Genomic DNA, 13,126 nt, shown 5'->3' with positions numbered 1-13,126 from the left:
TTCACTTCCCCTTCAGTATACGAGAAATGAAAGCGTTCTACTTTATCGGCGATTTCAAAAATACAGACAATCCTTTGTGAAAAATCACAAAGGATAACGGTCTGCTTTTAAATACAAGTAAAGGAGCGCACGTTCCGGGAGCGACTCCATCCGGATGCCGGCCTCTTCTTCAATCCGGCGCATCCGGTACAGGATCGTATTCGGGTGGACGTGCAGGTGGGAAGCGACTTGTTTGACGTTCCCGTCATAGTGCAAAAACCACTCTAATGTTTCGCATAACGAAGCCGCGTGTTTCCCATCATAAGCACGGAGACGTTCGATTTCTTCGAGACGGACGGTCCGACGGCGCAGTCGTTCTGAAAAAATAGGTAACAGTTGAAACAAACCAAGTCGTTCATAGCGGGTGACAGCGTTTAATTCAAATGGGAAGGCATCCTTTAACCGCAAGACGATTCCGGTTTCTTCGTAACGCTCGGGAATCGACTGAACGCCGGTAAAGACCTCACTACTCGCGGAAATAAAATTCGTATAGCCGAATCGTTCCGCAAGCATTTGTCGAAAGGAGTGGATGAAGGCATCAAATTGAAGGCGTTCGTGTTGGACGTCTTGATCGTTTGTGCTGATCCACAAAATGAAATCTGTTTCATCATAGGCATACAAGAGCGGTCGAACCGTTTGCTGAATCGTCAACAAATAACGAAGACGATCAGCAAGTCGTGGCGTGATGGCTTCCGAAAAACGAATCACCATCAAACGACTGATTCCGGGTGGTGCCAGGTGCAGTTTTGAGAAGGTTTTTAAGATTTCTGATTCTGGCATGTCTTCATGAAGCAGTTCAAAAAAGAATTGTTCTGATTTTTCTTCTTGGCGTTTCTTTTGCATATCGATTGCGAGCAACTGCCGTTGGGCAAGTAGTGCGCCTTTTTTTAAATCCGCTAATTCTGTCGTTGAAAAAGGGGTGGTCCGAGCGATCGACCAAATGTAGCCGAGAATTTCCGTATCCTGTTTAATAGCGATTGCCACCCGGTCATTCAGACCGACACCGGTCCGAGCTGAAATGATGAGAGGTTCATCTTGTGCAGCCAGATTTTGAATGACTTCATCTTTCCAGAGTTGATCGATGACGGATTCCGGAACCCGTCGACCGATGATGGTTGCGATCCGGGCGGGATCCGTATCGACCGTATGGGTACTGTAGGCGAGCAAACGATGATTTCGATCCTCAATCGTAATTGGAGCATTGAGTGCAATGCCGATTGCCTCTGCTAAATCGTCAAGCGAATGATACGTCGCTTCTAACATAAAGTCATTCCTTCTTTCTCTCTAAAACATCTGATGTAATCAGTATATCTTTGTTTGTGTAAAATCACAAAAAGTTTCGATGTCGATTGTAAGAATAAACAAACTTATGATAAGGTGAGCGACAGAATAGAGGTTAAAGAAAGAGAGGACCAGATATATGGACGTATTACAACTGATCTCATCATGGATTTGGGGTATTCCCAGCATGGTCTTGTTGGTCGGGACAGGACTATACTTTACGATTCGTTTACGTGGATTACAATTTCGGCGGTTAAAACAAGCGTTTCAGCTTGCTTTGACAAAGTCCGAACAAGGAGAAGGAGAAATCAGTAGCTTTCAAATGCTGATGACATCGCTTGCTGCGACGATCGGAAATGGAAATATTGCAGGTATTGCCGTCGCCCTGACGATGGGCGGACCGGGTGCCGTCTTTTGGATGTGGATCATCGGACTGATCGGAATGGCGACGAAGTATGCGGAAAGTTTACTGGCGATTATTTATCGCGATCGAAATGATCGTGGTGAAGTCGTCAGTGGACCGATGTATTATATCGAAAAAGGGCTTGGAAAAGGATTTAAACCGCTAGCTATTGCTTTTGCCATGTTTGGCTTGATTGCGTCGTTTGGTGTCGGGAACACGGTTCAGGCGAATGCGATGTCGACGGTATTGAATCAAACCTTCGAAGTTCCATTACTCGCCTTCGGAATCGTGTTAGCGATTGCGGTCTATTTTTCTATCCGTGGTGGCCTGGAACGTGTCAGCGCCATCTCAACGATTTTTGTACCAGTGATGAGTTTGCTTTACATCTGTGCGGCACTATTGATTCTGTTCATTCAGGCAGATCAAATTCTACCTGCACTTACTTTGATCGTTCAATATGCCTTTGAGCCGCTTGCACCGGCGGGGGCATTCACGGGTATTTCCATCATGGTCGCGATGCAGGTCGGAGTCGCACGTGGCATCTTCACGAACGAAGCGGGTCTTGGGACGGCTGCCTTGATTGCGGGATCGGCTAAGAGCGAACGTCCTGCGGAACAAGGCTTGATTTCGATGACCAGTACGTTCATCGTGACGATCATCGTCTGTACGATGACAGCACTTGTTTTGATGACGACCGGATTTTGGGATCCTTCCGGTGGTGAGTTGTCAGGTGTGGTCCATGATGCGTCCTTATCTGGTGCTGCGTTGACATCGGCAGCATTTACGAGTGTCCTTGGTTCGAGTGGAGCCTGGATTGTTGCTTTTTCAGTGTTCTTCTTCGGATATTCGACGATTATCGGATGGTACGTCTACGGTGAAAAATGTTTGGAGTATTTGAGTGGTGCCACACGCTTTAATGAATCGTACCGGATCATCTTTGCCGCTGCTGCTTGTTACGGTGCGATTGCAAATCTTGAACCGCTTTGGCTTGTTGCAGATATCGCCAACGGGCTGATGATGATTCCGAATTTAATTGGTATGTTGTTGCTTTCGAAAGTCGTCATTGATCATACGAAACAGTATGAGGCAGATACGATTCGAAACGCAGCGTAAAAAATGAACGATCCTTCTCACTAGCGGAGAAGGATTGTTCATTTTTGGAGGGAATGTTTTTTCAGACACGCGGTAGGTTCGAGATTATTTAAGGTTTCGTCGAGCGTTTTCTACTATAGACGACTAGCGTCATCAAAAAGACGATACTGAGCGTCACGAGTACGGTCAACGAAGCCGTATTGAAATGAAGCACTTCAAGCAGCACGCTTAAGGCCACGGTCAGATAGAAGATTCCCAAATATTTTTTGACGAATGGACTTTCAAAATGAGCTAATTGTTTCGCGCCGATTGGCGCACCGAGTAATGCGCCGATGATCAACATGATGCCAACGAGAAGGTCCACATCGGTACTTGCAACTGTATAGTTGACGAGTCCGGACAAAACGATTAATAAAGCGGAGGCGATACTTGTCCCAACCGCACGTTTGAGTTCATACCCGGCAATCCCGACGAGCAACGGAGTGATGATGAATCCACCACTGACTCCTAATAAAGACGAGATGAATCCAGCAAATAAACCGATGAAGCCGAGGGCAAGGTAACGATTTTTCCAACCGGTCTGTGTATCATCAGTGGACTTCGGACGTAAAAACTTATTAGCGAAGTATAACAACAGTCCGATGTAAACCACTGAAATGACGAGATGCGCCCCATTGACCTCCTCCAATCGAAGGACGATGGGTGTAGCAATCGTCGAACCGAGGATTCCTACGGTACCGACGACGAGGCTATCCTGCCAAACGACATTTTTCAAACGAAGATGGGATAGCGTCCCCGAAACCGTCGAACCAAGTGTCAACATCAAGCTTGTCGCAATGGCGACACTTGGTGCAAAACCGAGAATCAACAATAACGGAGTCAGAATGATGCCACCACCGATTCCGAAAAAACCGGAAATGATACCAATAAAAAAGCCAAGCGGTAAAAAATAATAAAACTCCATCTAGGACAGTCCTTTCACAATCTATCATACGATAAGTATGGCAAGCTACTCACAAAATGTAAAAGGGAACGGCTCCTTCAAGGGGGTTGAAGGAGCCGTTAAGGGGATTATTCTTTTGATACGGCGACTTCAATCGCTGTATCGATACCGGTATTGGCTTTGACCAAAATACGTTCGAAGTTACCGGCGACTTCGTCCGATTTCGTAACAATCGTCCCGATGATCGCACCTAGAAAACCAAGTGGAATCGAGACGATTCCCGGATTCGACAGCGGGAACAAGGCTTCCCCGACGAATAAGGCTGAACCGTCGACTGCCCAGATATTAGGACTGAGCGCAACGAGAAGCAGTGAAGAAAAAAGACCGACGACCATACCCGTGACAGCTCCGCCAGTATTGAAACGGCGCCAGAAAATCGTCAGCAGGATGACGGGAAGATTGGCACTTGCCGCAACTGCAAAGGCAAGTGAGACTAAAAATGCGACGTTCATCGATTGAGCGAATAAAGCCAACACCATCGAAACGAGTGCGACGGCAATCGAGGCAAGACGGGCGGCCGTCATTTGTTCCTTTTCCGTCGCTTGTCCTTTACGCAGAATATGACTGTAGAAGTCATGGGCAAACGCGGAAGCGGCCGATAACACAAGTCCGGCGACGACGGCAAGGATCGTCGCAAAGGCTACAGCTGCAACGAAGGCGAAGAGTAAGTCGCCACCGAGTGCTTGAGCAAGCAATGGGGCTGCCATGTTACCGGCAGCGTTCGCAGCAATGATATCGTCTGAACCCACGAAGGCAGCAGCACCAAATCCAAGGAAAATCGTTAAAATATAAAACGCACCGATGATCCATGTTGCATAAACAACGGATTTACGGGCAGTTGGTGCATCCTTGACGGTGAAAAAACGAATTAAGATATGCGGTAGTCCGGCCGTTCCGAGGACAAGTGCCAAGTTCAAGGAAATCGTATCGAGCGGCAACTTAAACTTATTCCCTGGATTCAAGAACGAATCACCGAGTGGTGTCGCTTGTTTGACTTCGGAAAACATCTTCATGATGGAAAAATCAAACTTCGCAAACACCATAAAGGAGATGACGGCTGTTCCGGCCATCAAGAGCACAGCTTTGATGATCTGTACCCATGACGTTGCGGTCATGCCGCCAAAAACAACATACACGGTCATCAAAATACCGACGATGATGACGCTGGTCGTATAGGGAATTCCGAGTAACAACTCAATCAAGGCACCGGCTCCTACAAGCTGAGCAATCATGTAGAAAATCGAGATGACAATCGAGTTCATCGCTGCGACCCCACGAACTTTCGAAGCATTAAAGCGAGCTGCGATCATATCTGCCATCGTGTATTTCCCTAAGTTGCGCAACGGTTCGGCGACAAGATAAAGAACAACGAGATAGGCAACGAGAAAACCAATCGAATAAAAGAATCCGTCAAAACCAGCCAAGGCAATCATTCCGGCGATTCCGAGGAAGGAAGCAGCAGACATGTAGTCGCCGGCAATGGCCATTCCGTTTTGTGCCCCTGTCAATCCGCCGTCCGCGGTGTAGAAATCGTTCGCTGTCTTCGTTTTACGGGCAGCAAAATATGTAATGACGAGTGTCAACCCGACAATCGCAGCGAATAGGGCGACAGCTGTATAATTCATCGTGACTCCTCCTTGATCTGTTCGACCAATCGATCAAACGAACGGGCTTTTTTGTTGTAAAGGGTACAAAACGTCCATGTCATGATGAATTGAAGGAATGCAAACAACCAAGCTCCGGTGATATCGCCAAGCAACGGCCGGTTCAAGAAGGTGAAATAGCTAGTCAGGATGGGAAGCGTAAAATAGAAGATAAGACAAAATAAGATGGCAGGCACGATGAAGCTGTTTTTTTCGTGCATCAATTGTTTAAATGATGCACTTTCAGCGATCGCCTCAGCGGAACGTGTCGTTTCGGTCTTTGTTGTTTCAGATACCTGGTGCATGATGGCCTCCTTCAGAAATGAATTTAAATTCATTATAAAGACACTTCTTTTGGAAAATCCATCCTAATTTAGAAGAGAGAAATAATGATATTATACTAATATTGGTCTTACCAATAAAATGTAAACGTTTACAATGTTGAACAAAGTGTGAACATTATTTCGGAAAAATATTAGAACGGAAAAATGATTCAAAAGTCCTGTTTGGAAAAATGAAGTGAAACGACAGAATGAAACGATAAATCGGATAAGCAAAAGACACACCCTGATGAAGAGTGTGCCGATGATTGATCAAATCATTTGTTATTGTGCTCGATTTCTTGTTCAAGATCACGTAATGCCTTAGAGCGTCGTGCGAGAGCGCGGCGCTTGATGATTTCTTCGACCCCGCGGCTGACACCCCATATAGCGAGTAAAATCAAAAACAGGAAGACGAGTCGGATCGGTCGCTCTAAAAAGGTTGACCACTCTTTACCGATCAAGGAGAAGATGATGACGACAATCAACCGCCCTGCTCCAGCTGCAATCAAATAAGTTCGAAGGGATAACTGGATCATCGCAGAAATGGACGTGATGATGAATGCTGGCATAAACGGGAGCGAAAAGAAAAAACCAAGTGAAATCGGGCTCATATGACGGACGCGTTCAATCCAGTGTTGTGCAGCTGTATGCTGTTCAAGCCACCGGGTAACGGGGCGGCGAAATAAATAACGGATACAAGCAAAGACGACAAGTGAACCGAGCATACTTCCGGCCCACGAGACGAGTACACCCATCCAGAATCCATAGGTCGCTGCATTGGCAGAAATGATGAGAACTAATGGGAGGAACGGAAACAACGATTCAAGAAAAGGAGCGATTAACCCGGTCGAAGCACCACCCGGAAGATCCTGAAGAAACGTAATCATCTGTTCGATCCACTGACGGACGGTTTGGAGCATTCGGAATCCTCCTTACAAAATAAACTGCTAATTTCTATTTTAACTCTTTACTCATCAGAAAGGAAAAACTTTATCGTGTCGTCCGCTGAACTGGCAATTGTACAATTCAAATGAAGTTGGTATTATACTTAAATGGGTGCGTTTTGCAGGCGTTCCCAGCTAGCTAATAGCTATGACGCTTCGTTCGCCAACGTTCGTTTTACTGCAAAAAACTGACATGGGGGCCAATGAGGATTATGAAACCTTATCGCGTACTATTATTTTATAAGTATGTTCCGATTGAAAATGCGGAACAATTAACAAAAGAGCACCTTGCTTACTGCAAAGAGCTCGGCATCAAAGGAAGAATCTTGATCGCACCAGAAGGCATCAATGGCACGTTGTCTGGGACTGTCGAGCAGACAGAACAGTACATGCAAGACTTACTTGCTGACCCACGGTTTAGTGACATCGAGTTCAAAATCGATGAGGTCGACGAGCACACCTTCAAAAAAATCTTTGTCCGGTACAAAAGCGAACTCGTGACATGGCGCTTTGAAGATGAATTCAACGTGCCGGAAGAACACGCGACGTATCTTGAACCAACTGAGTGGAAAGATATGATGCAAAACGAAGATGTGGTCATTCTTGATGTTCGAAACAACTATGAATACGATCTCGGTCATTTTAAAAATGCGGTCAAAGTAGATGTGGATGCGTCACGTGAATTTCCACAATGGCTCGACGAAAATGAACACCTGTTTGAAGGGAAAAAAGTCCTGACGTATTGCACGGGCGGCGTCCGTTGTGAAAAATTCACGGCTTATTTCCGGAGACGTCAAAACAGCGACGACATCTTCCACTTAAAAGGTGGCGTCGTCATGTACGGGAAAGACGAAGCAACGCGTGGAGAAGACTGGGAAGGCGAACTGTATGTGTTTGATGAACGGGTACAAGTACCTGTCAATGAAGTCAATCCAACCGTCGTCTCAACATGTTACTACTGCGGGAAAGACGAGACACGTTATGTGAACTGTGCGAACCCGGAATGTAATCGTCAGCACTTCTGCTGTGAAGAGTGTGAACCGAAAGTCATGCGCTCTTGTTCAGATGAATGCCGGGAACATCCACGGAATCGCTACGTAAAAGAACAGATGGAAGAACTCGTCAACTAAGTGGTACGTCATCAAAACAGACTGTCCGGACCCCACGGGGTACAGGCAGTCTGTTTGTCGTTTAGGAAGAAAATAAGAACCGGAGTATATCTGGCATTCGTTTTGCCCATTCCGTTTCATGATGGACGGCGTCTGGGATGACTTCATATCTCGCCGTATCTACTTTTCGCCGAACAGCCTGAGCAAGCACGTCATTTGTGTGTAAATAATCGATTTCGGTCATCGGTCCGCTGATTTCTTTTGTTCCGACATCCATATAACAACGATGTTGCTCCGACAAATTTGGACTACGTTCGATGAATTCAAGAAGGGATGAAAAATTAGCCCATCCGGCAGTCGAGAGAGCCGCGACACGTGTAATGATTTCCGGATAAGCGAACAAACCATAAAGCGAAATGACCCCGCCCATCGAACTGCCGATCATGGTCGTATCCGTCGGAACAGTAGCGTAGTGTTCGTCGATATAAGGTTTTAGTTCGTGAACGATCCAGTCCATGTATCGTTTGCCGTGTCCTCCGATTGTTGTCCGGTGTGAAGGATAGGCGGTGCGCATCAATAAGGCTTCGTCGGTCCAAGGTGCATATTCGTCGTAGCGGTCCATCGCGTCATCCGGGCTATCGATGGCGACGATCATCGCATGGAGCTTCACGGTGTGCAAGGCGTGATGTACTTCCCAACCTTTTCCGAACGAAGCCGTTTCGCCGCTGAAGACATTTTGCCCATCATGCATATAGATGACCGGAAGTGCTTCGTCAGCCGGCAGCTCTGTCGGGCGATAAATCCGAATTGTCCGTGGGAGCTCAAGTGTCGGGAGTGTGCGTTCAATTTCAATGATTGACAAAGTGTTCACGACCTTTCAGAGATTCGCGTAATGTGCAGTACAGTTTCGACCATTGTGTTTTCCACCTACATAAAGAGCGTGATCTGCCTGACGGAGTGATTCTTCAAAGGAACGTTCATAGGGCTGGTTGACCGTATCGACACCGAGACTGATTGTAATCGATAGACGGTTCCCCTCGACGACGAAAGGTCGATCAAGGACAGCATGCCGAACTTGTTCTGCTAAGTCAATCGCCTGATTTTGCGGACAATGAGGAATCAATAAGACAAATTCTTCACCACCATAGCGGGCAGCGAACATCGTCGGCTGTTTTTGCTGTAAGGATAAAATGCGCCGGCCGAGTTCGCGTAAGACCAAATCACCCACTTTATGACCATACGTATCATTCACATACTTAAAATGATCGATGTCAAACAAGATAATCGATAACGGATAATGAGCAGCAGCAAATTGATGCGCTCCTTCTTCATAAAAAGCCCGGCTGTTAGCGAGTTCCGTTAAAGCATCCGTCCGGCTTTCGGCATACAGTTGATACGTTTCCTGTGAACGATGCAACACACGGCAAAAGATACGGAGTAGGCGTGCCAGTTCATCGGCGTTCGTTTCATCATATGCATCTGCTATTTGATGGAACAAAACGATCGAGACATCAACATCCTCGCTTGTGATGGAAGGAATCGCAAGCATCGAGTGACGGTCGACCGGTAAGGCAATCTGAATATCCGTTCCCCAGTCAAATCGTAGACCGTGGATGATCGGGGTCTGCAATTGTTCCGCGGATAACGAGTGGAACAACGGAAGGACATCGATGACAGTTTTTGTCCGGATGTTATAGATGACTTGTTTACGTTGTTGCTGAATCGAGATCCATCCTTCTGAAAAATCAAGTAAATGAGGTAAATCAAGTAGTAACGAGTCGATGGTCTCGCGTTCGAAACGGGAAATCAGCAGATGTTCTTTGGCATCATCAAACCGTTTGGCATTTTCCATTGCTTCAAGCGTCACACCTCGTTGTTGCAACAAGCGTTTAAATAAAAGTAAGATCAGCGCCGAGACAGAGGCGGCGATGAGGGGATTCTCATCATAAAACCAGATTCCAAGAAAGGCGCACAGCATACTGATGCCGTAGACAAGTGTCTGTAAGCGAACGAGGCGAGTCCAGTCGTATTTTAAGAAGAGGACGCGGTTGACGAAACGGCACTGCACGTAAGAGACGGTCATGACGGTCGCCAAATAGCCTGAAAATGGAACTAAGGCTTCAGAGTACGTAAAACCGGTTCCAATCGGACCACCTAGTGCTAAATAGACCAGTGACGGACAAGCAAGATAAATGAGGTCAAACAAAACATTGATCGGATACAAATATAAAAATCGTTTTAAGCGGATTTCTTGCTTATGTGAGAAAAATTGAAAAATCAGAATGCCAATCTGACTGAGAAGGATGGATGGCAATAATCCGTAGTTGAGGAAGATGAATAAGATGATACCTTCTTGAAATGTATAATAAATGCCGCCGCGACGGACATTATCGAATTGAAACAAAATGATGAGTGCCAGTAGATAGACCGCATTTCCGAATGAGAGCGGAAAGTCGAGAAGTGTCGGGTACATTAGTAAAGTGAAGGTAAGGATAATCACGACGAGACACAAGACAAGCCAACCAGTGCGCGCCACTTTTTGATAGTAGACCATAGTGCGTCCCCTCCTTTAGCAGTCCTTTCCTACTTATACCCGTTTTGTGGAAAATATGATGATGGATTTACAAAAAAATAAGGTTGAGAGAATGAGAGGGATTGCGTATAATGTGAAAGATATCAACAATCGATGACGAAGAAAGTAACGGGATGATTTGATCAGCCAGCGAATCAGGGGATGGTGGAAGCCTGAATGAAACAAAAACCGTGAAACGCACTTCCGAGATGCTATCCGAATCAATCTGATCAGGCGTAGCCGGGGGCTCCCCGTTATCCCCAGTTAAAGTGGGTGTCACATGTTTGACACCAAGAAGAGTGGTACCGCGGTCATTCCGTCTCTTTGCGTGTTGCGCAAAGGGCGTTTTTTATTGGAAAAAATAAACTGTTGGAGGGAATAACATGAGTTATAAGCAACAATATGCGGAAGTATTGCACAGTGTGATTGGTGATGCTTTGTCGCAACAAGAGATTGAACAACTGATTGAACAACCGAAACATGAGGACCACGGAGATTTGGCCTTCCCTTGTTTCCAACTCGCTAAAGCATTCCGGAAAGCACCAATGATGATTGCGACGGAACTGGCTGGAAAAATCGATAATCCCTTATTCTCAAACGTCCAAGCAGCAGGACCATACGTCAACGTCTTCTTAAACCGGGAAATCGTTTCGCGTGAGATCATCAAACGTGTGTTAGACGAACAACAGGCATACGGCTCAAGTGAGTCGACCGGGAAAACGATCGTCACCGACTTCTCATCTCCGAATATCGCGAAGCCGTTTTCGATGGGGCATTTACGTTCGACGGTCATCGGAAATGCATTGAATCAAATTTCACGAAAAAAAGGATACGACGTCGTCGGAATCAATCACCTCGGAGACTGGGGAACACAGTTCGGCAAGCTGATGGTTGCTTACAACATGTGGGGCAAGGAAGAAGATGTCCGCGCTGAGCCGATCAAGGAATTACTCAAACTGTACGTTCGTTTCCACGAAGAGGCGGAAGAAAATCCGGCTTTAGAAGATGAAGGCCGTGCTTGGTTCAAAAAACTGGAACAGGGTGATGAACAAGCGACGGCACTTTGGACATGGTTCCGTGAAGTGTCGCTCGTCGAGTTCAACCGCGTCTATGAAATGCTTGGTGTCAGCTTCGACAGTTTGAATGGGGAAGCGTTCTACAATGATAAGATGCAGCACGTCATTGATCTGCTCGAAGAAAAAGAATTGTTAGTTGAATCAGAAGGCGCGATGGTTGTCGATCTCGAAGCAGAAGGGATGCCTCCGGCCTTGATCAAGAAAAAAGATGGTGCGACGTTGTACGCGACACGTGATTTAGCGGCTGCGGTCTACCGTCTTGAGACATACGGTTTTGAGCAAGCCTTTTATGTGGTCGGCGGCGAACAAGCCTTACACTTTAAACAATTGTTTGCGGTCTTGAAAAAACTTGGTTTTGAAAATGTCGACGGTATGCACCATGTACCGTTTGGTCTGATCATGAAGGATGGGAAAAAGATGTCGACGCGTAAGGGTCGGATTGTTCTTCTTGAAGAAGTGTTACAAGATGCGATCAATGTCGCGAAGCAAAACATTGCCGAGAAAAATCCAAACCTCGCAAATGCGGAACAGACGGCACGCGAAGTCGGTGTCGGCGCCGTCATTTTCCATGATTTAAAAAATGAGCGGATGAACAACATTGAATTTGATTTAGAACAAATGCTGAAATTTGAAGGAGAAACGGGTCCGTATGTCCAATATACGAATGCGCGGGCGAATTCATTACTTCGTAAAGGTGGATACGATGGATCGGCGTTTGTCGGAAGTGCAGATGATTACTCGTGGGGCGTCGTATCGATGCTGAACCAGTTCTCAACTGTGATCGACCGGGCGTTTACACGTCGCGAACCGTCGATCATCAGCCGGTATGTGCTTGATTTAGCCCAAAGTTTCAATAAATATTATGGACAAGTCCGTGTCCTAGAAGAAGATGCAGAAAAACAATCTCGCCTTGCACTTGTGAAATCGGTTACGATTGTATTGACGGAAGGATTACGCCTGCTTGGTGTCGGTGCTCCAGAAGAAATGTAATATAAATCAGATTAAAGATGGGGTTATTATATGAACAAAGAGACAATGGAACGGTTACAGCACGCATCTACACAAATGAATCAGGAAGACTTGGCTGCATCAGTTGCCTTCATCGCTGACTTCCACGGAAAAGTCGCCGCATGGCTTCCCGGTGAATCGGTCGATTTCGTGTTTGATTTCGTCACAGCACCAGGAGCGGATCAAATCGCTCCAATCAGTGGGGATGCACTCGAAACAAAAGGAAATTTTGAATTCTTCATGGTGAAAAAACAGACACGTAAAAAATTAGGTGAGCTGTTGGCATTATGGAAAGCACCACGCACAAAAGAGACGCTCAACCAAATCGATGCGATTGGTCTGAAGAAATGGTTGGCACGGAACGAGTTTCGCTCAGAAGATAAACCGTGGGATTACTTGAACCGTCTGCATGTCTTGTTGTTCCTTGATCAAATGACAACAGTCATCGATGATCATCAATTGACGACGTTGTATGAACAACTCGTCCGGAAAACGCCCGTTCCGACAAGCTTCGTTCGTCGCCAAGGTGAAGTCCGCCGTGTCGTGAATCAGTTTGCGGATAAAACAGAGTTCACACAAGTGGATTTAGTCCGTGCTTCACTCGTTCGTTATCTGTAACAGTCGTCGAGATAC

General features: G+C 46.3%; 11 protein-coding genes and 1 other annotated feature. Of the genes, 4 read left to right on the top strand and 7 right to left on the bottom strand.

Translation table 11 applies throughout. The features are described 5' to 3' along the window. Positions 1–84: 84 nt before the first annotated feature. Positions 85–1,302: a PucR family transcriptional regulator gene (locus BLD48_RS04715; RefSeq protein ID WP_071499158.1), complete on the bottom strand. Its 1,218-nt coding sequence runs from the start codon at positions 1,300–1,302 to the stop codon at positions 85–87. Positions 1,303–1,459: 157 nt separating this feature from the next. Here BLD48_RS04715 and BLD48_RS04710 point away from each other — a divergent pair, with 157 nt between their 5' ends. After that, positions 1,460–2,836, top strand: coding sequence for an alanine/glycine:cation symporter family protein (locus tag BLD48_RS04710; RefSeq protein WP_071499157.1), 1,377 nt, complete (start codon positions 1,460–1,462; stop codon positions 2,834–2,836). Positions 2,837–2,924: 88 nt separating this feature from the next. On the opposite strand, the gene BLD48_RS04705 is transcribed toward BLD48_RS04710, so the two are convergent. The 4 genes from BLD48_RS04705 to BLD48_RS04690 all read right to left on the bottom strand — a co-directional run bounded on the left by BLD48_RS04705 (position 2,925) and on the right by BLD48_RS04690 (position 6,704). Then, positions 2,925–3,779 (bottom strand): sulfite exporter TauE/SafE family protein, encoded by an 855-nt coding sequence (locus BLD48_RS04705; RefSeq protein WP_071499156.1) that lies wholly within the window; start codon positions 3,777–3,779, stop codon positions 2,925–2,927. Between the two features lie 107 nt (positions 3,780–3,886). Then, positions 3,887–5,443, bottom strand: a complete 1,557-nt coding sequence (locus tag BLD48_RS04700) for a solute symporter family protein (protein ID WP_071499155.1) — start codon at positions 5,441–5,443, stop codon at positions 3,887–3,889. After that, positions 5,440–5,766, bottom strand: a complete 327-nt coding sequence (locus BLD48_RS04695) for a DUF485 domain-containing protein (protein ID WP_071499154.1) — start codon at positions 5,764–5,766, stop codon at positions 5,440–5,442. Before BLD48_RS04695 ends, BLD48_RS04700 begins: the two co-directional genes overlap by 4 nt. A 293-nt stretch (positions 5,767–6,059) precedes the next feature. After that, complete coding sequence (locus BLD48_RS04690) at positions 6,060–6,704, bottom strand: TVP38/TMEM64 family protein (RefSeq protein ID WP_071499153.1); 645 nt, start codon at positions 6,702–6,704, stop codon at positions 6,060–6,062. Between the two features lie 236 nt (positions 6,705–6,940). Here BLD48_RS04690 and trhO point away from each other — a divergent pair, with 236 nt between their 5' ends. Further along, complete coding sequence (gene trhO / locus BLD48_RS04685) at positions 6,941–7,858, top strand: oxygen-dependent tRNA uridine(34) hydroxylase TrhO (RefSeq protein ID WP_083412240.1); 918 nt, start codon at positions 6,941–6,943, stop codon at positions 7,856–7,858. 61 nt (positions 7,859–7,919) lie between these two features. Here the strand turns inward: trhO and BLD48_RS04680 are convergent, their stop codons facing one another. Both BLD48_RS04680 and BLD48_RS04675 read right to left on the bottom strand, forming a co-directional pair. Beyond that, complete coding sequence (locus BLD48_RS04680; protein WP_236629942.1) at positions 7,920–8,708, bottom strand: alpha/beta hydrolase; 789 nt, start codon at positions 8,706–8,708, stop codon at positions 7,920–7,922. 6 nt (positions 8,709–8,714) lie between these two features. Beyond that, positions 8,715–10,391 (bottom strand): GGDEF domain-containing protein, encoded by a 1,677-nt coding sequence (locus BLD48_RS04675; RefSeq protein WP_071499150.1) that lies wholly within the window; start codon positions 10,389–10,391, stop codon positions 8,715–8,717. A gap of 123 nt (positions 10,392–10,514) precedes the next feature. Continuing rightward, positions 10,515–10,736 (top strand) — a binding site (T-box leader). A 56-nt stretch (positions 10,737–10,792) separates the two neighbouring features. Here BLD48_RS04675 and argS point away from each other — a divergent pair. Together argS and BLD48_RS04665 are read left to right on the top strand one after the other, a co-directional pair. After that, complete coding sequence (gene argS, locus BLD48_RS04670) at positions 10,793–12,475, top strand: arginine--tRNA ligase (RefSeq protein WP_071499149.1); 1,683 nt, start codon at positions 10,793–10,795, stop codon at positions 12,473–12,475. Between the two features lie 30 nt (positions 12,476–12,505). Then, entirely contained in the window at positions 12,506–13,111 is a 606-nt protein-coding gene (locus BLD48_RS04665) for a hypothetical protein (RefSeq protein ID WP_071499148.1), read from the top strand. The last annotated feature ends 15 nt before the right edge of the window (positions 13,112–13,126 follow it).

It is taken from the genome of Exiguobacterium sp. KRL4, from assembly GCF_001870785.1.
In the GTDB taxonomy this organism is placed as follows: domain Bacteria; phylum Bacillota; class Bacilli; order Exiguobacteriales; family Exiguobacteriaceae; genus Exiguobacterium_A.
This window is presented reverse-complemented; position numbering and strand designations above follow the sequence as displayed.

What these genes read in the sequence shown, in the direction of transcription:
- BLD48_RS04665 (WP_071499148.1), top strand. Translation starts at nt 12,506, where the DNA reads ATGAACAAAGAGACAATGGAACGGTTACAGCACGCATCTACACAAATG.
- BLD48_RS04690 (WP_071499153.1), bottom strand. Translation starts at nt 6,704, where the DNA reads ATGCTCCAAACCGTCCGTCAGTGGATCGAACAGATGATTACGTTTCTT.
- argS (WP_071499149.1), top strand. Translation starts at nt 10,793, where the DNA reads ATGAGTTATAAGCAACAATATGCGGAAGTATTGCACAGTGTGATTGGT.
- BLD48_RS04705 (WP_071499156.1), bottom strand. Translation starts at nt 3,779, where the DNA reads ATGGAGTTTTATTATTTTTTACCGCTTGGCTTTTTTATTGGTATCATT.
- BLD48_RS04700 (WP_071499155.1), bottom strand. Translation starts at nt 5,443, where the DNA reads ATGAATTATACAGCTGTCGCCCTATTCGCTGCGATTGTCGGGTTGACA.
- BLD48_RS04695 (WP_071499154.1), bottom strand. Translation starts at nt 5,766, where the DNA reads ATGCACCAGGTATCTGAAACAACAAAGACCGAAACGACACGTTCCGCT.
- BLD48_RS04715 (WP_071499158.1), bottom strand. Translation starts at nt 1,302, where the DNA reads ATGTTAGAAGCGACGTATCATTCGCTTGACGATTTAGCAGAGGCAATC.
- trhO (WP_083412240.1), top strand. Translation starts at nt 6,941, where the DNA reads ATGAAACCTTATCGCGTACTATTATTTTATAAGTATGTTCCGATTGAA.
- BLD48_RS04675 (WP_071499150.1), bottom strand. Translation starts at nt 10,391, where the DNA reads ATGGTCTACTATCAAAAAGTGGCGCGCACTGGTTGGCTTGTCTTGTGT.
- BLD48_RS04710 (WP_071499157.1), top strand. Translation starts at nt 1,460, where the DNA reads ATGGACGTATTACAACTGATCTCATCATGGATTTGGGGTATTCCCAGC.